Here is a 24,468-nt window from a genome sequence, read left to right as displayed (position 1 = left end):
GTGAGGAGCGGTGGAGTGAAAGCGCAAGTGGTGTTGTTCGACGGTTTCGACCCGTTGGACGCGATCGGCCCGTACGAGACGCTGAACGCCGGCGGGGTGGATGTCGAGCTGGTGTCCGCGGAAGGCCCGCGCGAGGTGCCGAGCGGCCTGCGCCCGTCCCTCGCGGCGACCGCCCGGCTGGACCCGGAGGACACCGATCTCGTCGTCGTCCCCGGTGCAGCGGCCGGCACCGAGGACGAGATCCTCGCGTTGCTGGGCAAGGCCGCCGCGACGCTGAAAGCACCGCTCCAGCGGGCCCTCGACCGCGAGGGCCTGACGGTGGCGACCGTGTGCGGCGGTTCGCTGGTGCTCGCGATGGCCGGTCTGATCACCGGCCGCACCGCCACGACCAACCACCTCGGCCTGCACGCGCTGGAGTCGATGGGCGTGCACGCGGTCCGCACCCGCCTCGTCGACGACGGCGACCTGGTCACCGCCGCCGGCGTCACCTCGGGCGTCGACCTCGGCCTCTACCTGGTCGAACGCGAGATCGGCGCGCGCAAGGCCGTCGAGCTGGAGACCCTCTTCGCCCACGAGCGCCGCGGCACGGTGTGGAGCGCGGCATGAGCAAGCTCTTCCTCTCGCTGCACGTCCTCGCGGCCATCGTCGCGATCGGCCCGGTCACCGTGGCCGCCAGCATGTTCCCCAGGGCCGTCACCACGAGTGGCAACGCCGCGCTGCTGCACCGGATCTGCCGCGTCTACGCGCTGGTCGGCATCTCGGTGCCGGCCCTCGGGTTCGCGACGGCGGGCGTGATGGGCGTGACCGGCCACCCCTGGGTGGTCGTGTCGATCGCGCTCACCACCGCCGCCGCGTTCGTGCTGGCGCTGAAGGTGATCCCCGGTCAGGAACAGGCGCTCCGGACCGGGGACGCCGAGCACCTGGCCATGTACACCGGGATCTTCAACCTGCTGTGGGCGACCGTCACCGTGCTCATGGTCCTGCGCCCCGGTTCCACCACCGGCGCCTAGCGCGACGCCACCGGCCGCACCACGACCTCGTTGACGTCGACGGAGTCGGGCTGCGCGACGGCGTAGGCGATGGCCTCACCGATCGCCGACGGGGGCAGCGCGCCCGCCCGGTAGTCCTGCATCAGGTCCGCCGCGTACTGCTCGGTGATGGTGTCCGCGAGCTCGGACTCGGTGACACCGGGCGAGATCACGGTGACCCGCAGGTCGTCGCGCTCCTGCCGCAGCCCCTCGGACAACGCCCACACCGCGTGCTTCGTCGCGCAGTACACGGCGGCGGTCGGCATGACCATGTGCGCGCCGATCGAGGCCACGTTCACGACGTGACCGCCGCCGGCGAACCGGGGCAGCACGGCCGCGATGCCGTTCAGCACGCCCTTGACGTTCACGTCGACCATGCGGTCCCACTCGTCGACCTTCAGGGAGTCCATGAGCGACAACGGCATCACGCCCGCGTTGTTCACGAGGACGTCGACCCGCCCGTACCGCTCGACCGCCGCGTCCACGAAGGACTGGAACGACTCCCGCGAGGTCACGTCCAGCTCCCGGTAGCCGCCACCGGTCTCCTCGGCCAGCGCGGCCAGCCGGTCGACCCGCCGGGCACCGAGGAACACCCGGTGCCCGGCCTTGGCCAGGACGCGGGCCGTCGCCTCGCCGATGCCGCTGGACGCTCCACTGATCACCACAACTTTGCTCATGGCCACCACGATCGGCTGGAGGAGCCGAGCCGGCCAGGACACCGTCTCCCCAGGAGTGCCACACCCAGGCAACAGCTCCAGGCCCGCACTAACCTCGCAGACGTGCTCGGTGAGTTCCTGAAAGCCCATCGCGCCCGCGTCAACCCGGAGGACGCGGGCCTGCCCTCGCACACCCAGCGCAAGGTCAAGGGCCTGCGCCGCGAGGAGGTCGCGGTGCTCGCCGGGGTGAGCGCCGACTACTACGCCCGGCTCGAACAGGGCCGTGAGACCAACCCCTCGGCGCAGGTCCTCGACGCCCTGAGCCGCGCGCTGCGGCTCGACCCGGACGCCCGCTCCCACCTGCACCGCCTCGCCGGTGTCGTCGCGGACGAGGGGCACTCGACCGACAAGGTCAGCCCCGAACTGCGGCAGCTCATCAGCGGCATGCACGACATGCCGGCGTTCGTGATGAGCTCCTACCTCGACATCCTCGCGACGAACGCGCTGGCCGACGCCCTGTACGAGCCGTTCACCCCCGCCGACAACCTGGCCAGGATGGCGTTCCTCGACCCGGCCGCCCCGAGCTTCTACCCGCGCTGGAACTGGGTCGCGCAGAGCACGGTCGGCAACCTGCGGCTGACGGCGGACCCGAAGTCCGCGCGGCTGGCGCGGATGGTCGCGGCGCTGCGCCGCAACCCGGTGTTCGAGGAGCTCTGGGAGCACCACGAGGTGCGCGGGAAGACCCAGGACGCCAAGGACTTCGTGCACCCGGCGGTCGGTCCGCTCCGGCTGACCTACCACTCGTTCGACGTCCGCGAGGCCCCCGGCCAGTTCCTCGTGATCTACCAGGCGGAACCGGGCCCGAACGCGGACGCGCTGAGGCTGCTCGCGACTAGTCGGGCCACACGGGCTGCCGCTTCTCCAGGAACGACGCCCGCCCCTCCGTGGCCGACGGGGACTGCGACGTCTCGGCCATGACCGCCAGCGCGATCTCGTAGGCGTCGGCCTCCGGCCGGTCCAGCTGCGCGTAGACGGTCCGCTTGCCCACGGCCTTCGACGCGCGGCTGCCCCGCGTCGCGCGCGCCAGCAGGTCGTCGACCTCGGCGTCCAGCGCGTCGGCCGGCACCGCGCGGTTGACCAGGCCCCACTCCGCGGCGGTGGCCGCGTCCACCACATCGCCGGTGAGCACCAGCTCCATCAACCGCTTGCGCCCGATCGACCGCGCCACCGGCACCGCGGGCGTGTGGCAGAACCAGCCGGCCTTGCCGCCGGGCAGCGAGAACCCGGCCGTGTCCGCCGCGACCGCGAGGTCGCACGACGCCACCAGCTGGCACCCGGCCGCGGTCGCCAGTCCCTGCACGCGTGCGATCACCACCTGCGGCACGGCCTGGATGGTCTTCATCAGCACCGTGCACAGCTCCAGCAGCAGCCGCACGCCCTCTTCGTCACGCGCGTGCACGTCCGCGAAGTCGTGACCCGCCGAGAACACCGGCCCCTCGGCCGCCAGCACGATCCCGGCCGCGTCGGACGCACCGGCCTCGCGGAACGCCTCCAGCAGCTCGGTCAGGTGCTCGGCGGACAGCGCGTTGCGCTTGGCCGCGCGGTTCATCGTGATCCGGACTACCGACCCATCGCGCGCAACGTCGACCATCCAGCGAATCTAAGGCCCTAGGCCAGCGAGTGCACCTCGCGGATCACGGTGACGATCTCGTCCATGATCTCGGTCAGCTCATAGTCCTTCGGCGTGAACACCCGTGCCACGCCGCGCTCGTGCAGCTTGGCCGCGTCGTCGGGCGGGATGATGCCGCCGACGATCACCGGGATGTCCCCGGCACCGGCCGCGCGCAGCCCGTCGACCACCGCGGGCACGACCTCCAGGTGCGACCCGGACAGGATCGACAGGCCCACGACGTGCACGTCCTCCTGCACCGCAGCCGCCACGATCTGCGCCGGCGTCAGGCGGATGCCCTGGTAGACGACCTCGAAGCCGACGTCGCGGGCGCGCACGGCGACCTGCTCGGCACCGTTGGAGTGCCCGTCGAGACCCGGCTTGCCGACCAGCATGCGCAGCCGTTCGCCGACCTCCTCGCCGGTCGACCGCACCCGGTCGCGCACCCGTGCGATCTCCGAGCCCGCCTCACCGGAGGCGGAGGCGGCGGAGACACCCGTGGGCGCCCGGTACTCGCCGAACGTCTCGCGCAGCGCCTGCGACCACTCGCCGGTCGTCACCCCGGCGCGCGCACAGGCCAGCGTCACCTCGACGAGGTTCCGGTCGGTCTTCGCCGCTTCGCGCAACGCGTCCAGCGCCGCCTCGACCGCGGTGTTGTCACGGGAAGCACGCCACTGCCGGACCGCCTCGACGGCGTGCATCTCGACGACCGGGTCGATGGTCTCGATGGCGTTCGCGCCCTCGGCCTGAAGCGGCGACGGCTCGGTCGTGTCGAACCTGTTGACGCCGACGACGACCTCCTCGCCGGACTCGACGCGCCGTCGCCGGTCGGCGAGCGACGACACGAGCTGCGACTTCATGTAGCCGGACTCGACGGCCGCGACGGCACCGCCCATCGCCTGCACGCGGTCGATCTCCTCGCGCGCACCGGCGAGGATCTCGTCCACCTTCGCCTCGATGACGGGCGAGCCGTCGAAGATGTCCTCGTACTCCAGCAGGTCCGTCTCGTAGGCGAGGACCTGCTGCATGCGCAACGCCCACTGCTGGTCCCACGGCCGCGGCAGGCCCAAGGCCTCGTTCCACGCCGGCAGCTGGATCGCGCGGGCGCGGGCGTTGCGGGACAACGACACCGCGAGCATCTCCAGCACGATGCGCTGGACGTTGTTCTCCGGCTGCGCCTCGGTGAGCCCGAGCGAGTTGACCTGCACGCCGTAGCGGAACCGGCGGTGCTTGGGGTTCTGCACGCCGTAGCGCTCCAGCGTGATCTCGTCCCAGAGCTGGGCGAACGCGCGCATCTTGCACATCTCCTCGATGAACCGCACACCGGCGTTCACGAAGAAGGAGATGCGGGCGACGACGTCACCGAACTTCTCCTGCGGCACCTGGCCGGAGTCGCGCACGGAGTCGAGGACCGCGATCGCCGTGCACATCGCGTACGCGACCTCCTGCGCCGGCGTCGCGCCGACCTCCTGGAGGTGGTAGCTGCAGATGTTGATCGGGTTCCACCTGGGCACGTTGGAGACGGTCCACGCGACCATGTCGGTGATCAGCCGCAGCGACGGTCCCGGCGGGAACACGTACGTGCCGCGGGACAGGTACTCCTTGATGATGTCGTTCTGCGTCGTGCCGGCCAGCGCGGCCGGGTCCGCGCCCTGCTCCTCGGCCACGGTGACGTAGAGCGCGAGCAGCCACATGGCCGTCGCGTTGATCGTCATCGACGTGTTGGCGCCGCCGAGCGGGATCTGGTCGAAGAGCTGCCGCATGTCGCCGATGTGGCTGACGGGCACGCCGACCTTGCCGACCTCGCCCTTCGCGAGCTCGTCGTCGGGGTCGTAGCCGGTCTGCGTGGGCAGGTCGAACGCGACCGACAGGCCGGTCTGCCCCTTCGCGAGGTTCCGCCGGTAGAGGGCGTTGGACGCCGCGGCCGAGGAGTGACCCGCGTACGTGCGCATCACCCAGGGGCGGTCGCGTTCACGGTCAGCTGGGTACGGCACAGCACCTCCCACAACGTCGTTGTCCGGAGCGTACTGGCCGGTAACCAGAGCTGCGCGTGCGCTTGCTCACTGAATCGTGACCAAAAAGAGCATGATGGAGAGGTGACGGGGATCTACCAGACCGTGGTCGTCTTCGCGGCGCTCGGCCTGCTCGCGGTGCTGCTGCGCTACTTCGTGGGCAACGACAGGCGGCCGGTGCCGGACCTGGACGGCACCGACTTCGGGTTGCTCAGCGAGGTCGCCGTCGTGCCCACCGAGGAGGCCGCGAAGGTGCTCGTGCAGAAGCTCCGGCGCAACGGCGTGAAGGCCACGCGCTCGCGGAACGCGCCCTACCGGGTCATGGTGTGGCCCGCGGACGTCGCGAACGCGCGGCTCGTCCTGAAGTCGTGACCGGCGGTCAGCCGCTGACCCGCTCCACGTCGGCGCCGAGCTTGCGCAGGTTCTCCACGAACCCGGGGTAGCCGCGCTCGATGTGGAAGATCTCGTAGACCTCGGTGGCACCGTCCGCGCACAGACCGGCCAGCACCAGCCCCGCACCGGCCCGGATGTCGGAGGCCCACACCGGCGCGCTGGACAGCTTCTCGACCCCGCGGATGACCGCGTGGTGCCCGTCGGTGCGCGCGTCGGCGCCGAGCCGGATCATCTCGTCGATGAACCGGAACCGCGCCTCGAACAGGTTCTCCGTGATCATCGACGTGCCCTCGGACACCGCCGACAACGCGATGGCGAACGGCTGGTTGTCCGTGGCGAAGCCGGGGTAGGGCAGCGTCACGAAGTCGACCGCCTTCGGCCGCCCCTCCATGACCACCCGGAAGCCCTCGTCCTCGCCCTCGTAGACGGTCACCTCGGCGCCCGCCATCCGCAGCTTCTCCAGCACCAGGTCCAGGTGGTGCGGGTTCACGCCGCGCACCCGCACGTCACCGCGCGTCATGGCGGCGGCGAACCCCCACGTGGCACCGACGATCCGGTCGCCGATGACGCGGTGCTCGGTCGGCTTGAGCTCGGACACCCCGTGCACGGTCAGCGTGGACGTGCCGGCGCCCTCGATCTTCGCGCCCATCTGCGTGAGCATCAGGCAGAGGTCGACGATCTCCGGCTCGCGCGCGGCGTTGTCGATGACCGTGGTGCCGTTCGCGAGCACCGCCGCCATCAGGATGTTCTCGGTGGCCCCCATGCTGGGGAAGTCGAGCCAGATCTGCGCGCCGTGCAGCCCCTCGGCCTCGGCGACGATGCAGCCGTGCTCGATCCACGTCGTGGCGCCGAGCTTCTCCAGCCCGCTCTGGTGCATGTCAAGCGGCCGCGACCCGATCGCGTCCCCGCCCGGCAGCGCCACGACGGCGCGCTTGCACCGGCCGACGAGCGGCCCGAGCACGCAGATGCTGGCGCGCAGCTTGCCCATCGCCTCGGAGTCGGCGTGGTAGCTGAGCTCGGACGGCGTGGTGATCCTCGCCACGTCGCCTTCGAGCTCGACCTCGCACCCGAGGCTGCGCAGCGCGTCCGCCATCAGCGGCACGTCCAGGATGTCCGGGCAGTTGGTGAGGGTTGTGGTCCCCTCGGCCAGCAGGGCAGCCGCCATCAGCTTCAGGACGCTGTTCTTGGCGCCGACGACCTCGACCTCGCCGACCAGACGCGCGCCGCCGTGTACCCGGAAATGCTCGCTCACGCGGCAATCCTACGTACGGCCTTACAGTGCCCGTTATGGCGGTGCATCTCACCAAGATCTACACGCGCGTGGGCGACGACGGCACGACCGGTCTCGGCGACTTCTCGCGCGTTCCCAAGACCTCACCCCGCATCGAGGCCTACGCCGACGTGGACGAGACGAACGCGGCCCTCGGCGTGGCCCTGGCGCTGGGTCAGCTGGCCCCTGACGTGCACGAGGTCGTGCGCAAGGTGCAGAACGACCTCTTCGACGTCGGAGCGGACCTGTGCACGCCGATCGTGCCGGACCCGGAGTACCCGCCGCTGCGGGTCACCCAGGCGTACGTGGACCGCCTGGAGGGCTACTGCGACACGTTCAACGAGAACCTGGGCAAGCTCGACTCGTTCATCCTCAACGGCGGCACCCCCGGCGCGGCCCTGCTGCACCAGGCCCGCACCATCGCCCGCCGCGCGGAACGCCGGGCGTGGGCGCTGGTCGAGGCCGAGCGGGAGCAGACCAACGTGCTGACGGCGAAGTACCTGAACCGGCTGTCGGACCTGCTGTTCATCCTGGCGCGGGTGGCGAACCCGGACGGTGACGTGCTCTGGCAGCCCGGCGGCAACGCCTGATCGAGAAACACGAGAAGGGCGCCTCCCGTTGCGGGAGGCGCCCTTCTCACGTTCGTCAACTGGCCCAGGGAATGGACCGGCCCGGAGGCGCTGACTCCAACCAGGACAGGAATCCTGTCAGCGCGTCCGGGCCCATCGCGATCTCGACCTCACCGGCGGCGGACCGGCACCGCAGCACCGTCGCCCCCACCGGCATCGCGTACGCCTCGGGGCCCGTGGGCTCCCGCCGCGCATCGATCTCGAGGCCGTCTCTGGAGATCATCTGGTCGGGGCCTGACCCGAGCGAGAGCACCCGGAACCAGGCGAACTTGTCGCCCCGGTAGTGCCCCACTCCCAGGTGCCAGCCCCGGCCACGGTCGTCGAACCGGCTGCGCAGGGCGACGTGCACACCGCCCTCGCGCAGCAGCCGGACCCGGCGCCACGCGAGGCACACGATGACGACGGCCACCCCGAGAAGGATCAACCCGGCAATCTCGGTGATCCCCACGACTGAGCCCTCGCGCCCGGTCTCAGGCCGACTGTTCCACGGCCCGCACGCGCGCTGCCGCACGTGCGCGCTCGGCGTCGTCCGCGTCCTGCAGCGCCGACCGCGCCGCGTTCACGTCGATCTCGCCCGCGAGCTCGGCGTCCTCGGCGAGGATCGACACGCCGGTGCCGGTCACGGACAGGAAGCCCCCGTGCACGGCGGCGGTGACCAGTGCACCGTCCGTCGTGCGGATCCGCACCACACCACCCTCGACCAGCTGACCGAGAACGGGCTCGTGACCGGGCAGGATGCCGATCTCGCCCTCGGTCGTCTGCGCCGAAACGGAAGTGGCCGTACCGGACCACAGGCGGCGTTCAACGGCGACCAGTTCAACGGTCATCTCGGCCACGCGCATCTCCCTCGTCGTCTGGAGTCGAACTGAGTCTAAACGGTCGCCTGACAGCCTCGCCGGGCCGCCCGGTGTAGCGGGGTCCGAGGACCGCCGCAGAGCCGCACAGGTGCCACCCGGTGCGAGCGCGAGCTGTTGTGCCTGCACGGGATCCAGCACCCGCACCACCGGCAGCACCACCGCGGCCACCGGCGGCGAGATCCGCGCCGGCATCACCGCACGCCGGGCACGACCGCTTCCGCCCGCACCCCGACGGCGGCCACCCCGGCCGCCCCCAGCGCCGCGACCACGGCGAAGACGTAGAACCCCCACGGGTGCGCCAGACCGGCCGTCAGCAGCGCCCCACCGAGCAGCGGCCCGCTGATCGCCCCGAGCCGCCCGATGCCCGCGGCCCACCCGATGCCGGTGGCCCGGTTCTCCTCGTAGACCCGCCCCGCGTAGGCGTACACGAGCACCTGCGCGCTGAACACGAAGCACCCGGCCAGCAACACGGCCACGTACACGCCGATCCCCGGCAACCTGATGCTCAGCAACGCCAGGAACACCACGGCCCCGGCGAACCAGCCGATCGCCGCCGGCCGGACACCGACCCTGTCCGCGACCGCGCCCGCGATCAGAAGTCCCACCACCGCACCGATGTTGAGCGTCAGCAGCAACGCGAGCGCGGTCCCCAGCTCGTAGCCCGCACTGCGCATGATCTGCGGCAGCCACGTGTTCAGCCCGTAGACCAGCAGCAGCCCCATGAACGACGCCACCCAGAACGCCACGGTCGCCTTGCGCAACCCCGGCTTGAACAACGACCCGACCGCCTCACCGGCCGGCGCCTTCCGCACGACCGTCTCCGGCAGGTACCGGAGCATCAGCGGGATCAGCACCAGCGCCGGCACCGCACCGGCGACGAACAGCGCCTGCCACCCGAGCCGCGGGATGAGCAGGATGCCCAGCAACGCCGTGATGACCGCACCCACGTGGTACCCGGTCATGATGAGCGTGGTGGCCCGTCCGCCCTGCTGCGGCCGTGCCTCGTTCACCAGCGCGATGGCCGTGGGCAGACACCCGCCGAGCCCCAGCCCGGCGAGGAAGCGGAAGACGCCGAACGTGGTGGCGTCCTGCGCCAGCGCGCAGGCCAGGGTGAACACGGAGAACCCGGCGACGGCGTAGATCATCACCTTCCGCCGCCCGATGACGTCGGTGACGGTCCCGATGACGAGCGCGCCGAACATCATCCCGACGAGACCGGCCGTGGACACCGCACTGGCCGACGCCGTCGTGAGCACCTGCTCCTGCAACAGGGTCGGGATCACCGTGCCGAGCACGACGAGGTCAAAGCCGTCGAGCAGGACCGCCGTCCAGCACAACGGCAACACCCATTTGTTCACGCGCTCTCTCCTCGCTGAGGGGCCCTGGTGATGCCGAGCATCGTGCGGCCCGGGACCCGCAGGCGGGAGAGCTGTTTCCGGTGAACGGAAATGTCATGTCGTCCGAAAAGGCGAAGGGCCGTCCCTCCACAAAGGAGGAACGGCCCTTCGTCACGTCAGCCTGCCTCAGTTGCCGGCGAGCTTCTTCGCGTTGGCCTCGACGTCGTCCAACCCGCCGCAGGAGAAGAACGCCTGCTCCGGGTAGTGGTCGAACTCGCCCTTGCACACGCGGTCGAACGCCTCGATCGTGTCCTTGATCGGCACGAAGGAGCCGGGCTGACCGGTGAACTTCTCGGCCACGATGAAGTTCTGGCCGAGGAAGCGCTCGAGACGACGCGCGCGACCGACGAGGACCTTGTCCTCCTCGGAGAGCTCGTCCATGCCGAGGATGGCGATGATGTCCTGCAGCTCCTTGTACTTCTGCAGGATTCGCTTCACCTCCTGGGCGACCCGGTAGTGCTCCTCGCCGACGATCGACGGCTCGAGGATTCGAGACGACGACGACAGCGGGTCGACAGCCGGGTAGATGCCCTTCTGGGAGATCGGACGGGAAAGCTCCGTCGTCGCGTCCAGGTGGGCGAAGGTGGTCGCCGGGGCGGGGTCGGTGTAGTCGTCCGCGGGCACGTAGATGGCCTGCAGCGAGGTGATCGACTTACCGCGCGTCGAGGTGATGCGCTCCTGGAGCTCACCCATCTCGTCGGCCAGCGTCGGCTGGTAACCCACGGCGGAAGGCATGCGGCCCAGCAGGGTCGACACCTCGGAACCGGCCTGGGTGAAGCGGAAGATGTTGTCGATGAAGAGCAGCACGTCCTGGTTCTGCACGTCGCGGAAGTACTCCGCCATCGTGAGAGCGGACAGCGCGACGCGCATGCGCGTGCCGGGCGGCTCGTCCATCTGACCGAACACCAGGGCGGTGTCGCCGAGAACGCCCATCTCCTCCATCTCGAGGAGGAGGTCGGTGCCCTCACGGGTGCGCTCACCGACGCCGGCGAACACCGACGTGCCGGAGAACTCACGCGCGATACGCGTGATCATCTCCTGGATGAGCACGGTCTTGCCGACACCCGCGCCGCCGAACAGGCCGATCTTGCCACCCTTGACGTACGGGGTGAGCAGGTCGATGACCTTGATGCCGGTCTCGAGGATCTCGGTCTTGCCCTCGAGCTGGTCGAAGGCGGGCGCCTTGCGGTGGATGCCCCACTGCTCGCCGTCGCGGCCGAGGCCGGGCTGGTCGAGGCAGTCACCGAGGGCGTTGAAGACGTGGCCCTTGACGACGTCGCCGACGGGCACCGAGATCGCGGCACCGGTGTCGGTCACGGTCGTACCGCGGACGAGACCGTCGGTCGGCTGCATCGAGATGCAGCGGACCAGGTTGTCGCCCAGGTGCTGCGCGACCTCGAGGGTCAGCGTCTTGGCGACCGCCTCGAAGGTGATCTCGGCGTGGCAGGCGTTGAACAGCTCGGGCACGGCGTCGCGCGGGAACTCCACGTCGACGACCGCACCGATCACCCGGACCACACGGCCGGTGCGGGTGGTGGTGGCAGTAACACTCATGTCAGTCATCACTTCCTGCGCCACCGGTAAGCGCGGAGGCGCCACCGACGATCTCGCTGATCTCCTGGGTGATCTGGGCCTGACGGGCCGAGTTCGCCGCCCGGCTGAGGTTCCGGACGAGCTCCGTCGCGTTGTCCGTCGCGGCCTTCATGGCCGTGCGGCGTGCCGCAGACTCCGATGCCGCCGCTTCCAGCAAGGCGGAGAACAGCCGGGTCTTCACGTACTTGGGCAGCATCGCACCGAGCAGCGCTTCCGCACTGGGCTCGAAGTCGTACACCGCACGCGGCCCCTTGGGGGTCTCGCCGGTGTACTCGACGTCCATCGGCGCGATCCGCCTGGCGGTGGGCGTCTGGCTCAGCATGGACTTGAACTCGGTGTACACGACGTGGATCTCGTCCACGCCCTGCGCACCGTTCTCCGTGCCCTCCAGGAACGCCTCCACCAGCGCGTTGCCCGCCTCGACGGCGTTGACGTAGTGCGGAGTCTGGGAGAACCCGCTCCACGAGGCGGTGACCTCGCGGCGGCGGAAGTTGTAGTACCCGATCGCCTTGCGGCCGGTCGCGTACAGCACCGGCTCCTTGCCCTCGGACTTGAGCAGCTCGATCAGCTGCTCAGCGGCCTTCAGCACGTTGGCGTTGTAGCCACCGCACATGCCCTTGTCGCTGGTGACGACGAGGACGGCAGCGCGCTTCGGGTTCTTGCGTTCCGTCAGCAGCGGGTGGTCGAGGTTCGCCGAGGCCTCGGCCAACGCGGAGAGCACGTTCGTGATCTCGTCCGCGTAGGGGCGCGAGGCCGCGACCCTGGTCTGCGCCTTGGCGAGGCGAGACGTGGCGATGAGCTCGTAGGCCTTCGTGATCTTCTTGGTCGAGTTGACCGTTCGGATCCGCTGGCGGAGCTCCCGAATCTGTGCGCCCATGGCTCAGATCACTTCTTGGTCGGCTCGGGCTTGTTGACCTTCACCGACTCCTGCGCGACCTTGTCGGCGTCCATGGCCTTCTCGGGCGCCTCGTTGACGATGGTCGTGCCGTCGGAAGCGGTGAACTGCTTCTTGAACTCCGCCACGGCGTCGGCAACGCGCTTCTGCGAGTCCTCGGGGAACTTCTTGGTCTCGATGATGCTGCTGAGCAGGTCCGCGTGGTTGCGGCGCAGCGAGTCCTTGAAGTCCGCGACGAAGCGGCGGATGTCGGCGACGGGCACGTCGTCCAGGTGGCCCTTGGTCGCGGCGAAGATCTCGACGACCTGCTCCTCGACGGGGACCGGGGAGTACTGGCCCTGCTTGAGCAGCTCGACCAGACGGGCACCGCGGTCCAGCTGGGCGCGCGACGCGGCGTCGAGGTCGGACGCGAACGCGGAGAAGGCCTCCAGCTCGCGGAACTGCGACAGGTCGAGGCGCAGCGAGCCCGCGACGTCCTTCATCGCCTTGATCTGCGCGGCACCACCGACGCGGGAGACGGAGATACCCACGTTGACGGCCGGGCGGACACCGGCGTTGAACAGGTCGGACTCGAGGAAGCACTGACCGTCGGTGATCGAGATGACGTTGGTCGGGATGTACGCCGACACGTCGTTCGCCTTGGTCTCGATGATCGGGAGACCCGTCATCGAGCCGCCACCGAGCTCGTCCGAGAGCTTCGCGCAACGCTCGAGGAGGCGCGAGTGCAAGTAGAAGACGTCGCCGGGGTAGGCCTCGCGGCCCGGCGGGCGGCGCAGCAGCAGCGAGATGGCGCGGTACGCCTCGGCCTGCTTGGTCAGGTCGTCGAAGATGATCAGGACGTGCTTGCCCTGGTACATCCAGTGCTGGCCGATGGAGGAACCGGTGTACGGCGCCAGCCACTTGAAGCCGGCCGAGTCAGAAGCGGGGGCGGCGACGATCGTCGTGTACTCGAGTGCGCCCGCCTCCTCCAGCGCGGTCTTGACGCCCGCGATGGTGGAGCCCTTCTGGCCGATGGCGACGTACACGCAGCGGACCTGCTGCTTGGGGTCGCCCGACTCCCAGGCCTTCTTCTGGTTGATGATCGTGTCGATGCAGACCGCGGTCTTGCCGGTCTTGCGGTCACCGATGATCAGCTGGCGCTGGCCGCGGCCGATCGGGGTCATCGCGTCGATGGCCTTGATGCCGGTCTGCATCGGCTCGGACACCGGCTGGCGCTCCAGCACGGAGGCCGCCTGCAGCTCCAGGGCGCGGGTGTCGTCGGCGACGATGTCACCGAGGCCGTCGATCGGCTGGCCCAGCGGGTTGACGACGCGACCGAGGAAGCCGTCGCCGACCGGCACGGACAGGACCTTGCCCGTCCGGCGGACCTCCTGGCCCTCTTCGATCTTGTCGAAGTCACCGAGGATGACCGCACCGATGTTGCGGACCTCGAGGTTCAGTGCGACGCCGAGGACGCCGCCGGGGAACTCGAGCAGCTCGTTGGTCATCGTGCCCGGAAGGCCCTCGACGATGGCGATGCCGTCGTAGGTCTCGGAGACGACACCAACCTCTTCCCGGCTGACCTCCGGGGAGTAGCTCGAGACGTACTTCTCGATCGCACTGCGGATCTCGTCCGACGAGATCGTCAGCTCCGCCATGTCGTTCCTGCTCTCACTTCTTCGTTCTTGGGAAAGGGCTCAGGGGCTAGCTGGCGAGATTGCGGCGCAGTGCCGCCAACCGGCCGGCGACGCTTCCGTCGATGACCTCGTCGCCGATCTTGATCTGGAGACCGCCGCCCAGCGAGGGGTCGACCTCCACGTGCAGCGCGATCGGGCGCGAGTAGATCGTGGTCAGCGTCGCGGTCAAGCGGTCGACCTGTGCCGCGGTCAGCTCCACGGCGGACCGCACGTGGGCCACGGAACGCTGACGGCGCTTGGCCGCCAGGTCGGCGAGCTCGGCGAGCCCGTCCGCCACGCGCACCCCGCGCGGGTTGCGGACCAGCTGGTCCACCAGCGTCTTGGTGACGGAGCCGACCTTGCCCTCGATCAGGGAGCCGACCAGTGCGACCTTGGTGTCGGCGGTACCCGCGGGGTCCGCCAGCAGGAGCTCGAGCTCGTGCGAACCCGCCACGATGCGGCCGAGCCGGAACAGCTCGTCCTCCACCGAGTCGAGCTGGCCGTCACCCTCCGCACGCACGAGCAGTGCGGTGCGGGCGAGCGACTCGACGCCCTCGACGAGCTCGCGCGGGCTGGACCAGCGCGCGGTCACGACGGCGGCGAGCACCTGCAGCGTCCCGTCGCCCACCTTGCCCGCGAACAGGCCGCGGACGAGCTGCTCACGGCCACCGGGCTCGGACGAGGCGTCGGCGAGCGCGCGGCGCAACGCCGGCTGCTCGACCAGCAGGCCGAGCACGGCGAAGAGCTCCTCGCCCAGCTTGGCCTGCTCCTGGGAGGACGCAGCGTCGGCGAGCTCCAGCAGCCGCAGTTCCGCGGCTGCCAGAGCTTCACGACTTGCGGCATGCAACGTCATCGGCTGCCTCTACTTGCCCGCGGGCGCCGCGACGGCGTCCAGCTCGTTGAGGAAGCGGTCGACGGTGCCGCGGCGGCGAGTCTCGTCCTCGAGGGACTCGCCCACGACCTTGCTCGCCAGCTCGACGGCGGTGCGGCCGAGGTCGGCGCGCAGCTCGGCGACGATCTGGGCGCGCTGCGCGTCCAGCTGGTGCTGGCCCTGCGCCACGATGCGGGCGGACTCGGCCTGCGCCTGCTCACGCAGCTCCTCGACGATCTGCAGGCCCTCGGCCCTGGCGTCGTCGCGGATGCGAGCGGCCTCGGCGCGAGCCTCGGCCAGCTGCTCCTTGTACTGCTCGAGCATCTGCTGAGCCTTGGCCTGCGCCTGCTCCGCCTTCTCGATGCCACCCTCGATCTTGGCCGTCCGCTCCGCGTACAGCGCCTCGAAGCGCGGCGACACGAACTTCTTGATGACGAAGAGGAGGAGCAGGAAGGCGACGAGCCCGAGGATGATCTCCGCGGTGTGCGGAAGGACCGGGTTGACCTTCGCAGGGTCCTCCGCGGCCAAGATCAAAGCGTGGAACACGGCGTCTCCTAACGCGTCGAAGGGTTAGGTCAGGCGCCGGCGGTCGCGATGAAGTACACGACGAAGCCGATCAGCGCGAGGACCTCGACGATGGCGAAGGTGGTCCACGCGAGGCTGAGCAGCACGCCGCGGGCCTCGGGCTGGCGGGCGGTGCCGCTGATGACCGAGGAGAAGATCAGACCGACGCCGATGCCGGGGCCGATGGCGGCGAGGCCGTAACCGATGGCCGCAAGACCCGGGTTGATGTTGACGGCGTCCTGGGCGATCTGGAGAGCGCTCACTGTTGCTGTTCCCTTTCCAACTCGGTCCGCGAGTGTTCGCGGATCGGAGGCTTTGTGCTGTTTCTCAGTGCTCTTCTGCCAGCGCCATGCCGATGTAGCTGGCAGACAGCAGCGCGAAGATGTAGGCCTGCAGGCACATGATCAGTGCCTCCAGGAAGGTCAGCGCGATGGCGAAGGCGAAGGACACCGGCGCCACGATGACGGTCAGCCCGCCATTGAGCAGCAGGAACTCACCGGCCAGGGTGAACACCAGCAGCAGGAGGTGACCCGCGAACATGGCCGCGAAAACTCGGATCGCCAGCGTGAGCGGGTTCAGGATGAACTTCTGGAAGAACTCGATCGGGATCAGCAGCGGCAGTACGAACCACGGCGCGCCCGGCGGAATCGTCTGGTGCTTCAAGTAACCCACGAAGCCGTGCCGCTTGAACCCGACGAAGTGGTACACCGGGTAAACGACGAGCAACGAAACGGCGAGCGGGAAACCGATGTGCGACATCGTCGGGAACTGGATGATCGGGATGAGCCCGAACAGGTTGTTCACCAGGACGAAGGTGAAGATCGTGAGGATCAGCGGGATGAAGGGCTTGAAGTCCTTCGCGCCGATCTGCTCCCTGGCGATGTTGTTGCGCCCGAAGTCGTAAACCGACTCGGCGGCGAACTGGAACTTGCCGGGAACGAGCTTCATGTTGCGCGTCGCGGCGACGAAGAACACGCCGATGATCACGATCGACAGCACCAGCAGGACCATCGGCTTCGTGACCGAGCCGAAGATCGGCGGGAGGAAGAAGTCCTTCACACCGGGAGCGACGAACTCGCCCCCCGAAGCCAGCAACTTGGTCACTGTGTTCCTTCCGGTTCTCCCGGCCGGCGTTCACTCCGCCGGGGGAATCGTCACGATCTGGACTTAACGTACCTTACGGTTCGCAAGCGACTACCAGAGGCACCCCTGCGATCGGGTGTCCCTGGCCTGCGCGGACCATATCAGCAGGTCTAGGCGCCTTCGGAGGCGGGGACCACCATCTGGCTGCGGCTGCGCTTGGACGCCCTGGCCTCCAGGTACGACGTCACCAGGACCGTCGCCACCAGGGTGATTCCGAGTGCCTTGGGTTCGAGCCAGTCCTGGTTGCGCAGCAGGATGACCGCGAGCAGCAGCACCATCAGCTTGCCCGTGAATCCGCCGAGTGCGGCGACCATCACGAACATCGGATCGAGCGCGGCGGTCTTGCGCATCAACAACAACGTCGCGAGGCTCGAGAGGATGGCGATCGCGCCGCCGATCAACGACCCGTGGAGACCCGCGGTCCCCCAGATCACAGTTGACACGACGACGCCGAGGAGAAAGGTGCCGAGCGCGGCCCAGGCGGCCGCGCGGAACATTTCCCCGGCGAGCCGCTGGACGACCAGCTCGTGCGTGACGGCCTTGTCCGCGTCGCTCATGTCCCGAAGTGTAGGAACCCGCTTTTCAGCACGTGCAGGCAGCCCCCTCGACAATCCCTCAGGACTTGCGGGCCTCGCGCAGCCGGGGAATGACGGAGACCACGAACGTCACGACCAGCCCGATGACGAAGCAGGTCGCCACGATGACCGGGTCGAAGAGCGTCAGAGCTACGGCCCCAAACGCGAGCACGCCCGCCCACAAATAGATGAGCAGCACCGCGCGCCGTTGTGAGTGGCCGATCTCCAGCAACCGGTGGTGCAGGTGCATCTTGTCCGGGGAGAACGGGCTCTCGCCCCGTCGCGTGCGCCGGATGATGGCCATCAGCAGGTCGAGCACCGGCACGAACAGCACGGCCGCGACGACGATCAGCGGCGACAGCAGACCGAGCAGGTCGGCGGCGCTGCGGGTGGACGGGTTGATCTTGCCGGAGGCGCTGGTGGTCGCGGCGGCGAGCATGAGGCCGATGAGCATCGAGCCGGAGTCGCCCATGAAGATGCGCGCGGGGTTGAAGTTGTGCGGCAGGAATCCCAGGCACGCCCCGGCCAGCACGGCGGCGATCAGCGCCGGCGGGTAGGCCTCCACGGCCCCTTCGCGCTCGACGAGGATGCCGACCGAGAACACGCACGTGGCGGCGGCCGCGATGAGCCCGATGCCGGCGGCGAGCCCGTCCAGGCCGTCGACGAAGTTCATCGCGTTGATCATCGTGACGGTGAGCAGCACGGTGAGCAGCGCGCCCTGGTTCTGGTCCAGGGACACCGTGGCCCCGAGCCCCGGCACCCACGCGAGCATCCACTGCAGGCCGAAGAGCACGAGGATGCCCGCGGCCGTGACCTGACCGGCGAGCTTGGTCAGCGAGTCGAGCTCGAACCGGTCGTCGATCGCACCCACGAGCACGATGACACCACCCGCGACGATGACACCCCACGGGTCGTTGGAGAAGTCGAACGCCGCCCGAAGCACCGGCAGCTGGTGCGCGAGGAACATGCCACCGAGCACACCGCCGTAGATGGCGACGCCACCCATGCGCGGCATCGGCTGCACGTGCACATCGCGCTTACGCGGATACGCCACCGCACCAACCCGGAACGCAAGCGCGCGCACCAGGCCGACGAGCAAGAACGTCACGATGGCAGCCGTCAACGCGACGAGCAGGTACTCGCGCACCGGCAATACGAACGAGGATGCGGGCCCCACGGGCCTACCAATCAGGTCGGGGTCTTCTTCAGGGGTCTTCTTCGGGGTGGCCGCCACGGTACCCGCGGCGCCATGATCAATTCTGTCAGCCGCCGCTCAGCGCGCGACTTCGACCTCGACGCCGAGCACCTCGTCGACGTCGGCCTTGGAGACCGCGCCCTCGCGCAGGATCACCGCGTCGGGCCCCGTGAGGTCGATGATGGTGGAGGCGATGTTCTCCCCGCTCAACCCGCCGTCGAGGAAGACCGGCACCGAGTCCCCGAACTGGTCCCGCGCCTCCTGCGCACTGGACGCCGGCGCGTACCCGGACTTGTTGGCACTGGACACCGCCATCGGCCCGACGTCCCGCAACAGCTCCAACGCCACCGGGTGCAACGGCATCCGCAACATGACCGTCCCCCGCGCCTGCCCCAGGTCCCACGCCAAGCTCGGCGCGTGCGGCAACACGATGCTCAGCCCACCCGGCCAGAACGCCTCGATGAGCGCCCGCGCCTGCCGCGGCACGCTCAGCACCAGCCCGTCGATCGTCGTCCACGACCCGACCAGCACCGGCACCGGCATGTCCGGCCCCCGCCCCTTGGCCTGCAAGAGCCCCCGGACCGCCTCCGCGTCGAAGGCGTCACACCCGATCCCGTAGACGGTGTCGGTCGGCATGACGACCAGCCGCCCACTCCGCACCGCGCCGGCGGCAGCGGCAAGCCCCGCCGCGCGGTTGTCAGGTTCGCTGCAGTCGTAGACCGTGCTCACCCGGCTGAGCCTAGCCAGGTGAGCCACCCCGCCGCCGGACCCCCTCCACCGACCACTGACCGTGGCACCGCGCATTTCTCGCTTTATGCCACCGAAGCTGCGCTGCTGTTCTCACTTGAAGCACTCATACCGGCTTTGACCAGGCACGGTTTTGCCCCAAACGGGTGTAAGTAGTTCAACTCATCCACCGAATGGTGGCACCGCTGTATGGTCATTGACCGACCACAGAGCGCAATCGGGGAGGGTCGGCTTCTGTGTCCGAAGAAGCAACATTCACACGAGGCACCAGCATCACGGACCACGCCGCGAGCGGCTCGTGGAACGCCATCCTGGGGGGCGGCCTCAGCGCGATCGTCGACGCAGGCCGGGCTGTCGCGATCGCGGTGGAGACCCAACAGCTCTCCGTCGACCCGGACCTGGTCGACAGCATGATCAAGAAGTTGACGGCCATGCAGGACACGCTCGGCGAACTGCAGCAGAGCGCCCTGGACCTCAGTGCGGACACCAAGCTCGGCGGCGGCTACGCCGAAGCGATCAGCCAGGGGAACAGGACCTTCGGCACCGAGGCCCAGAAGACGCTCAAAGACGTCTACAAGGCGATCGACGACCTGAAGACGCAGATCGACAAGAGCCGCGCGTCCTACCAAGGCGTCGACCAGGCACACGCGGACGCACTCAAGAAACTCGACGGGAAGTCATGAAGCGCATTCTCATCGCGACAACGGTCGGCCTCGCCGTGCTCGCTGCCGGTTGCACCGGCACTTCCGGCAACGCCAACCCGACGCCGACCAGCGGCAGTTCGACGCCGACGAGCGAGTCCGCCTCGGCATCGGGTCTGGAAGCGCTCAAGCCGTGCGACCTGCTCACCCAATCCGATGCCACGAGCCTGGGTCTGCCCTTCCCCGGCAAGGCCTCGCAGGTCGGCACCTCGGACGGGTGTGCCTGGAACGCCAGCGGCAACGGTGGCGTCCGAGCCGGCATCCGCACCGAGTCGGGCGTCAAGGAACTCAACCTCCAGGGGGACAAGGTCTCCCAGACCAAGGTGGGCAAGTACGACGCGACCAAGGTCGAAGCGCAGGACGGCGCGAAGAACGCCTGCACCATCGCGATCGCCGTCAGCGAGTCGTCGTCCGTCCTCGTGATCGGGACGTTGAGCCTCAGCTCGGAAGACACCGCAGCAGCTTGTGAACGGTCCTCCAAAGCCGCCGAGCTGATCGCACCGAAACTGCCCTGAAGACGCCCGAGGGGGATTCGAATGGCGCCCGTCACGCCCACGGTTCCACATCCGAACACCAACTACCCGGGCCAGCCGCATGAAGAGATGAAGAGGCTGGTCAACGACAAGTACCACCCGACAGCGGCGGACCAGGTGATCGACGCCTGGGCGAAGCTGGGCAGTCAGTTCAAGAACCTGGCGACCGACTTCAGCATTCTGGTCAACGGCTCGCAGGCGGGGTGGACCGGCCAGGCCGCGGATGCGGTCCGAGGTGCCCTCGGCAAGGTCGGGAAGTTCGCGGACACGACCGGAGCGGGCTTCACCCGCACCTCGGAAGCCATCGGACAGCAGCGCGAAGCCGCGGTCCAGGCGAACACGAACATGCCGGAGCCAGTTGAGTTCAACCCGTTGAAGATCGCGGGCGACTGGTTCACGAACAAGGGCGGCTTCATCAGCCCGATCATGATGGCGGGCGCGCCGATCGACATGATCATGACGCACAACAAACAGCAGGACGCCAAAGAAGAAGCTGTGCGCGTCATGCAGCAACGCGACAACACGATGATGGCTGCTGCCATGTCGATGCCCACAATGGAGTCGACCCCGGTCGTGACCCACGATCAGGGCATCACGCCACCGGGCACCAATAACAACAACAACCAGAACACTCTGGGCAACAACGTCTACCGCCCGCCCGCCACCACGGGCATGTCCGGCATGCCGTCGTCCTCCACCGGCAACGGCACGACCAACGCGTCGTGGGTGGCGCCTCAGGTCAACGACCCGAACCTGCCGAACAACAACAACCAGAACCAGAACGGCGGCAACAACCAGAACCGCCCGCCGATCGGCACCCCGCCCAGCATCCTCCCGCCCGGCGTGCGGCCTCCCGGAGGCAACCAGACCGGCCGCCCGCCCCTGCGCGGCGGTCCCGGCATGCGCCCAGGCGGTCCCGGCGGCCTTGGTGGCCCCGGTGGCGGCGCCGGTGGTGGCCGCGGCACGGGTCCCGGCGGCATCGGCGGGCCCGGCAGCGGCGTGGGTGCCGGTGCGGGCCGCGGCATGGGCAGCTTCGGCCCGGCCAACCCCGGCGGCGGCGCAGGGGTCATGGGCGGCGGTGCGGGCACCGGTGCCGCGGGCGCGGGTGCCGCGGGACGTGGTGGCGCGGCCGGCGCTGCGGGCATGGGTGCCGGCGGTGGCGCGGGTGCCGGTGCGGGCCAGGGTGCGGAGGACAAGGAGCACAAGTCGAACTACCTCGTCCCGACCGACGAGTTCTTCGACGACGACCGCATGGTCGCGCCGCCGGTGATCGGCGGATGAGGCAGATCGCGCAGCTCTCCCTGCCCGCGTTCGAGGTCCTCTGGGAGGACCTGCGGGCGGGGAGCCTGCCCTATCCCTTCGACATCCCGTCGCACGGCGACACGCTCGACGAACGCGAGCGCATCAAGAAGGCCGTGCACCAGGACCTCGAACGCCGCGGCCTCGCCCGCCGCGGCCGCCCGGAGCCGGACCTCGACGACGCGCTGCGGCTGCTGGCGCGTCCCGAGCTCCGCGTCATCGCCCTGTGCATGCCGGACATGAGCCGGGAGAAGCTCGTGCGGGCGTGCGTGGTCGCGCGCGGCGGGTACGCCGTGCTGGTGTCCCAAGAGGACACCACGATGACGCTGAACCAGGTGCAGCCCAACGAGATCGCGACGAGCCTCGCGGGCGTCGTGCCGCAGGGCCGCCCCGGCCAGGGCAAGCTGGTCACCGTCCCGGCACAGGCCTTCGAGAACCAGCCGCAGCAGCACCAGGAGGGCTTCCGCCAGGCCGTCCGCGCGACCGAGAACGAGGACGTCCGCCTCGCCAAGCAGATGCTGGCCGGTCCGGCACTCGGCAACGGCCACTTCCTCGTCCAGCTGGACCAGGGCCGCACCAAGCGCGACTTCCCGCCGGTCACCTGGATCGACACCCAGAACGGCCGCTACGCCAACGTGCAGCTGCGCACCGGGTGGTTCACGATCTCGCCTGCGGACAACATGGGCCTTGCCCGTCACCTCGGTCAGGTCCTCGCGATGACGAGCGACCGGTGAACCCCGAGCGGATGATCGCGGACCTGGAGTCCCGGGCCCAGCAGCTCCAGCACCGCTCCCAGCAGATGCAGGAGCAGATCCAGCAGGCCAGCAGCACGGTCACCTCCCCCAACGAGGCGGTGACCGTCCGCGTGGCGCCCAACGGGGCCCTGCAGCACATCGAGTTCTCGCCGGCGGCCACCCGGCTGACCCACGTCCAGCTGGGCCAGCTCGTCATGCAGACCGTGCAGAAGGCCCAGGTCCAGGCCGCCGAGCAGGTCGCGTCCATCGTGGAACCGGAGTTCGGCGGCACGGAGGCCATGGACTTCCTGCGCAGCTTCATCCCGCAGCAGGAGGACGAGGACCCGCCGCCGGCACAGGAGGAGGGTCAGGTCATGCGCGAGGTCTCCTGGAGCGCCCCCGCCCAGAAACCCGCACCGCCTTCGCCGCAGCGACCTGCGGAGGACGACGAGGACGGTTTCGGAAGCGTGCTCCGATGACCGGTTTCGGCGTCGATCCCACGGAGCTGCACAAGTTCGCCAAGGGCCAACGCGAGCGCCAGGCCGCGCTGGACGCCGCTGCCACCAGGTCGGCGCAGGTCGACCTCGGCGGGGACACCTTCGGCCAGCTGCTCTCGTTCTTCGCCGCCGGCGCCCAGCAGTTCGCTCAGGACGCCACCGCCGCGATCCGCGAGCTCGCCACCGCTGTCGGCAACGCCTCCTCAGATACCACGGCCACCGCCCAGACCTACGAGTCGCACGAGGACGTCAATCGGGACCGGTTCGGAGGTCCACGATGACCTGGACCGGGTTGAAGGGTGGCGACGACTGGGCAACACCTGACAACTACGCAGGTGCGGGTCCGGTCGAGTCGCTGGCCCAGACGATCGACTCGGCGAAACGGCTCGGTGATGGCGATCTCGCCGAGTTCGGCATGAACGCGGGTGCTCTGGCACTCGATGCCCTCGGTGCGTACATGGACCCCGTGGGCGCCCTGGCCACCGCCGGCATCGGTTGGTTGATCGAGCACCTCAGCTTCCTCCGTGAGCCCTTGGACTGGCTGGCGGGCAACGGCGACAAGATCAAATCCGCCGTGACGACGTGGAACGAGGTCGCGACCGATCTCCACAACATCGGTGAGCAGCAGGGCACGGCGGTGAAGAGCGAGCTCCTCTGCTGGGAACAGGGCACCGCCGCCGAGAAGTTCCGCCAGAGTCAGGGTGAACTGTCCGGTGAGATCGCAGCGGTCGCGAAGACGTGCACCTTCGTGGCATCCGAGATCGCCAAGGCCGGCACGCTCACCGCAGCGATCCGCGGCATGATCAGGGACCTCATCGCCCTGTTCATCTGGGAGGTCATCCGCAACGCGGCCATCGCACTCGCGTCCTCGTTCGTGTCACTCGGCAGCTCCGTCGGGGCGTTCTCCGCGTGGGCCGTCGGACGAGGCGCGGTGGTCCTCGGCAAGATCACCCAGCAGCTCGCGAAGCTGGTCAAGCTCGTCACCCGCGTCCTGGGCCGCGTGAAGGGCCTGTTCGGCCAGCTCGGAGACGTCCTGAAGAGGCTTGGCCGGTTCGGCAGAGGTGGTGGCCCCAGGACTCCTGATGCGCCGAGAACCGGCCCAGGCAGGGGGGACGGACTCGCGGACTCCGGCAAGCGGTTGCAGGACTGGGGAAACAGCCGTCCCCCGCTCTCGGAGGCCGGGGACAAGCTCAACCAGGCTGGCCGGGAGTTCAGCGACGGGTACGCCAACGCGGGCAACACCTGGAAGACCAAGTACGAGGAACCGTACGCCGACAAGGTCAAACCGCTCCCACAGCCGCTCCAGGACGCGGTCGGCACGTACACGCCCTACAAGCCGCACACTCGCGCTGACGGAACCGTGACGCCCCACTCGGTGCCAAGTGTCACCGACGGAGGGTGGGTCACCAAGGCGACGGCGGACCACCTCCGGGAGTGGGCGAAGTACGACGAGCTGGAGAACGAGGGCAGGAAACCGTTCCCACGGCAGCACGGATCACTGAGCGAGTGACGACGGTGCGACCGCCGGCCCAGCCGAAGAAGGTCCTTCTCGCAG

Annotated in this window: 29 protein-coding genes; 12 read left to right on the top strand and 17 right to left on the bottom strand. The window is 69.2% G+C overall.

The genetic code is table 11. The features are described 5' to 3' along the window. Positions 1–15 precede the first annotated feature (15 nt). Entirely contained in the window at positions 16–606 is a 591-nt protein-coding gene (locus ACZ7CF_RS20470) for a DJ-1/PfpI family protein (RefSeq protein ID WP_470370273.1), read from the top strand. Beyond that, positions 603–1,010, top strand: coding sequence for a hypothetical protein (locus ACZ7CF_RS20465; RefSeq protein ID WP_360395563.1), 408 nt, complete (start codon positions 603–605; stop codon positions 1,008–1,010). Before ACZ7CF_RS20470 ends, ACZ7CF_RS20465 begins: the two co-directional genes overlap by 4 nt. Here ACZ7CF_RS20465 and ACZ7CF_RS20460 read toward each other — a convergent pair. Then, positions 1,007–1,705 carry an SDR family oxidoreductase gene (locus ACZ7CF_RS20460; protein WP_470370272.1) on the bottom strand — a complete coding sequence of 233 codons (699 nt, stop codon included), beginning with the start codon at positions 1,703–1,705 and terminating at the stop codon, positions 1,007–1,009. The two genes, ACZ7CF_RS20465 and ACZ7CF_RS20460, sit on opposite strands and share 4 nt — an antisense overlap. A gap of 102 nt (positions 1,706–1,807) precedes the next feature. On the opposite strand from ACZ7CF_RS20460, the gene ACZ7CF_RS20455 reads away from it, so the two are divergent. Beyond that, entirely contained in the window at positions 1,808–2,662 is an 855-nt protein-coding gene (locus ACZ7CF_RS20455) for a helix-turn-helix transcriptional regulator (protein WP_360395559.1), read from the top strand. Here the strand turns inward: ACZ7CF_RS20455 and ACZ7CF_RS20450 are convergent. Continuing rightward, positions 2,577–3,335, bottom strand: coding sequence for an enoyl-CoA hydratase-related protein (locus ACZ7CF_RS20450; RefSeq protein WP_360395557.1), 759 nt, complete (start codon positions 3,333–3,335; stop codon positions 2,577–2,579). The genes ACZ7CF_RS20455 and ACZ7CF_RS20450 overlap by 86 nt on opposite strands. A gap of 17 nt (positions 3,336–3,352) precedes the next feature. Continuing rightward, entirely contained in the window at positions 3,353–5,347 is a 1,995-nt protein-coding gene (locus ACZ7CF_RS20445) for a protein meaA (protein ID WP_360395555.1), read from the bottom strand. Between the two features lie 102 nt (positions 5,348–5,449). On the opposite strand from ACZ7CF_RS20445, the gene ACZ7CF_RS20440 reads away from it, so the two are divergent. After that, entirely contained in the window at positions 5,450–5,737 is a 288-nt protein-coding gene (locus ACZ7CF_RS20440; RefSeq protein WP_360395553.1) for a hypothetical protein, read from the top strand. A gap of 7 nt (positions 5,738–5,744) precedes the next feature. Here ACZ7CF_RS20440 and murA read toward each other — a convergent pair whose 3' ends face one another. After that, positions 5,745–7,010, bottom strand: coding sequence for a UDP-N-acetylglucosamine 1-carboxyvinyltransferase (murA, locus tag ACZ7CF_RS20435; RefSeq protein ID WP_360395552.1), 1,266 nt, complete (start codon positions 7,008–7,010; stop codon positions 5,745–5,747). Positions 7,011–7,045: 35 nt separating this feature from the next. Between murA and ACZ7CF_RS20430 the strand changes: the two genes are divergently transcribed. Further along, entirely contained in the window at positions 7,046–7,618 is a 573-nt protein-coding gene (locus ACZ7CF_RS20430) for a cob(I)yrinic acid a,c-diamide adenosyltransferase (protein WP_360395550.1), read from the top strand. Between the two features lie 55 nt (positions 7,619–7,673). On the opposite strand, the gene ACZ7CF_RS20425 is transcribed toward ACZ7CF_RS20430, so the two are convergent. From ACZ7CF_RS20425 to ACZ7CF_RS20365, 13 genes are all read right to left on the bottom strand, one after another. Continuing rightward, positions 7,674–8,066 carry a DUF2550 domain-containing protein gene (locus ACZ7CF_RS20425; protein ID WP_470370271.1) on the bottom strand — a complete coding sequence of 131 codons (393 nt, stop codon included), beginning with the start codon at positions 8,064–8,066 and terminating at the stop codon, positions 7,674–7,676. A 61-nt stretch (positions 8,067–8,127) separates the two neighbouring features. Continuing rightward, entirely contained in the window at positions 8,128–8,493 is a 366-nt protein-coding gene (locus ACZ7CF_RS20420) for a F0F1 ATP synthase subunit epsilon (protein WP_360395547.1), read from the bottom strand. Positions 8,494–8,705: 212 nt separating this feature from the next. Beyond that, positions 8,706–9,872, bottom strand: coding sequence for an MFS transporter (locus tag ACZ7CF_RS20415; protein ID WP_458430490.1), 1,167 nt, complete (start codon positions 9,870–9,872; stop codon positions 8,706–8,708). 165 nt (positions 9,873–10,037) lie between these two features. Next, positions 10,038–11,474 (bottom strand): F0F1 ATP synthase subunit beta, encoded by a 1,437-nt coding sequence (gene atpD / locus ACZ7CF_RS20410; protein WP_090095970.1) that lies wholly within the window; start codon positions 11,472–11,474, stop codon positions 10,038–10,040. Continuing rightward, positions 11,467–12,381, bottom strand: coding sequence for a F0F1 ATP synthase subunit gamma (locus ACZ7CF_RS20405; protein ID WP_360395542.1), 915 nt, complete (start codon positions 12,379–12,381; stop codon positions 11,467–11,469). The genes atpD and ACZ7CF_RS20405 overlap by 8 nt, the downstream gene beginning before the upstream one ends. A gap of 8 nt (positions 12,382–12,389) precedes the next feature. Continuing rightward, positions 12,390–14,036: a F0F1 ATP synthase subunit alpha gene (gene atpA, locus ACZ7CF_RS20400; RefSeq protein WP_360395541.1), complete on the bottom strand. Its 1,647-nt coding sequence runs from the start codon at positions 14,034–14,036 to the stop codon at positions 12,390–12,392. A gap of 46 nt (positions 14,037–14,082) precedes the next feature. After that, positions 14,083–14,907, bottom strand: a complete 825-nt coding sequence (locus ACZ7CF_RS20395; protein WP_470370270.1) for a F0F1 ATP synthase subunit delta — start codon at positions 14,905–14,907, stop codon at positions 14,083–14,085. Between the two features lie 9 nt (positions 14,908–14,916). Then, positions 14,917–15,459 (bottom strand): F0F1 ATP synthase subunit B, encoded by a 543-nt coding sequence (locus ACZ7CF_RS20390; RefSeq protein ID WP_360395675.1) that lies wholly within the window; start codon positions 15,457–15,459, stop codon positions 14,917–14,919. 41 nt (positions 15,460–15,500) lie between these two features. After that, positions 15,501–15,752: an ATP synthase subunit c family protein gene (locus tag ACZ7CF_RS20385; RefSeq protein WP_360395537.1), complete on the bottom strand. Its 252-nt coding sequence runs from the start codon at positions 15,750–15,752 to the stop codon at positions 15,501–15,503. Positions 15,753–15,816: 64 nt separating this feature from the next. Beyond that, a complete protein-coding gene (atpB, locus tag ACZ7CF_RS20380; RefSeq protein WP_470370291.1) occupies positions 15,817–16,581 on the bottom strand; it encodes a F0F1 ATP synthase subunit A in 765 nt (254 codons plus the stop codon). A 161-nt stretch (positions 16,582–16,742) separates the two neighbouring features. After that, on the bottom strand, positions 16,743–17,189 hold the full coding sequence (locus ACZ7CF_RS20375) for a hypothetical protein (RefSeq protein ID WP_458430488.1): 447 nt from the start codon (positions 17,187–17,189) through the stop codon (positions 16,743–16,745). A gap of 58 nt (positions 17,190–17,247) precedes the next feature. Then, a complete protein-coding gene (locus ACZ7CF_RS20370) occupies positions 17,248–18,384 on the bottom strand; it encodes a glycosyltransferase family 4 protein (protein ID WP_360395531.1) in 1,137 nt (378 codons plus the stop codon). A gap of 96 nt (positions 18,385–18,480) precedes the next feature. Further along, entirely contained in the window at positions 18,481–19,131 is a 651-nt protein-coding gene (locus ACZ7CF_RS20365; protein ID WP_360395529.1) for an L-threonylcarbamoyladenylate synthase, read from the bottom strand. 254 nt (positions 19,132–19,385) lie between these two features. On the opposite strand from ACZ7CF_RS20365, the gene ACZ7CF_RS20360 reads away from it, so the two are divergent. The 7 genes from ACZ7CF_RS20360 to ACZ7CF_RS20330 all read left to right on the top strand — a co-directional run bounded on the left by ACZ7CF_RS20360 (position 19,386) and on the right by ACZ7CF_RS20330 (position 24,423). Continuing rightward, a complete protein-coding gene (locus tag ACZ7CF_RS20360) occupies positions 19,386–19,832 on the top strand; it encodes a hypothetical protein (RefSeq protein WP_458430487.1) in 447 nt (148 codons plus the stop codon). Next, on the top strand, positions 19,829–20,365 hold the full coding sequence (locus tag ACZ7CF_RS20355) for a DUF3558 domain-containing protein (RefSeq protein ID WP_470370269.1): 537 nt from the start codon (positions 19,829–19,831) through the stop codon (positions 20,363–20,365). Before ACZ7CF_RS20360 ends, ACZ7CF_RS20355 begins: the two co-directional genes overlap by 4 nt. Positions 20,366–20,452: 87 nt before the next feature. Beyond that, complete coding sequence (locus ACZ7CF_RS20350; protein ID WP_470370268.1) at positions 20,453–21,664, top strand: hypothetical protein; 1,212 nt, start codon at positions 20,453–20,455, stop codon at positions 21,662–21,664. Beyond that, positions 21,661–22,416 (top strand): ESX secretion-associated protein EspG, encoded by a 756-nt coding sequence (locus tag ACZ7CF_RS20345; RefSeq protein WP_360395521.1) that lies wholly within the window; start codon positions 21,661–21,663, stop codon positions 22,414–22,416. Before ACZ7CF_RS20350 ends, ACZ7CF_RS20345 begins: the two co-directional genes overlap by 4 nt. Then, positions 22,413–22,895, top strand: a complete 483-nt coding sequence (locus tag ACZ7CF_RS20340) for a YbaB/EbfC family nucleoid-associated protein (RefSeq protein WP_360395519.1) — start codon at positions 22,413–22,415, stop codon at positions 22,893–22,895. Before ACZ7CF_RS20345 ends, ACZ7CF_RS20340 begins: the two co-directional genes overlap by 4 nt. After that, entirely contained in the window at positions 22,892–23,194 is a 303-nt protein-coding gene (locus ACZ7CF_RS20335; protein ID WP_470370267.1) for a type VII secretion target, read from the top strand. Before ACZ7CF_RS20340 ends, ACZ7CF_RS20335 begins: the two co-directional genes overlap by 4 nt. Next, positions 23,191–24,423: a hypothetical protein gene (locus ACZ7CF_RS20330; protein ID WP_360395516.1), complete on the top strand. Its 1,233-nt coding sequence runs from the start codon at positions 23,191–23,193 to the stop codon at positions 24,421–24,423. Before ACZ7CF_RS20335 ends, ACZ7CF_RS20330 begins: the two co-directional genes overlap by 4 nt. The last annotated feature ends 45 nt before the right edge of the window (positions 24,424–24,468 follow it).

It is taken from the genome of Lentzea sp. NPDC036955 (assembly GCF_055608005.1).
The sequence above is the reverse complement of the archived record's forward strand: the minus strand, read 5'-3'. Positions and strand labels throughout refer to the sequence as shown.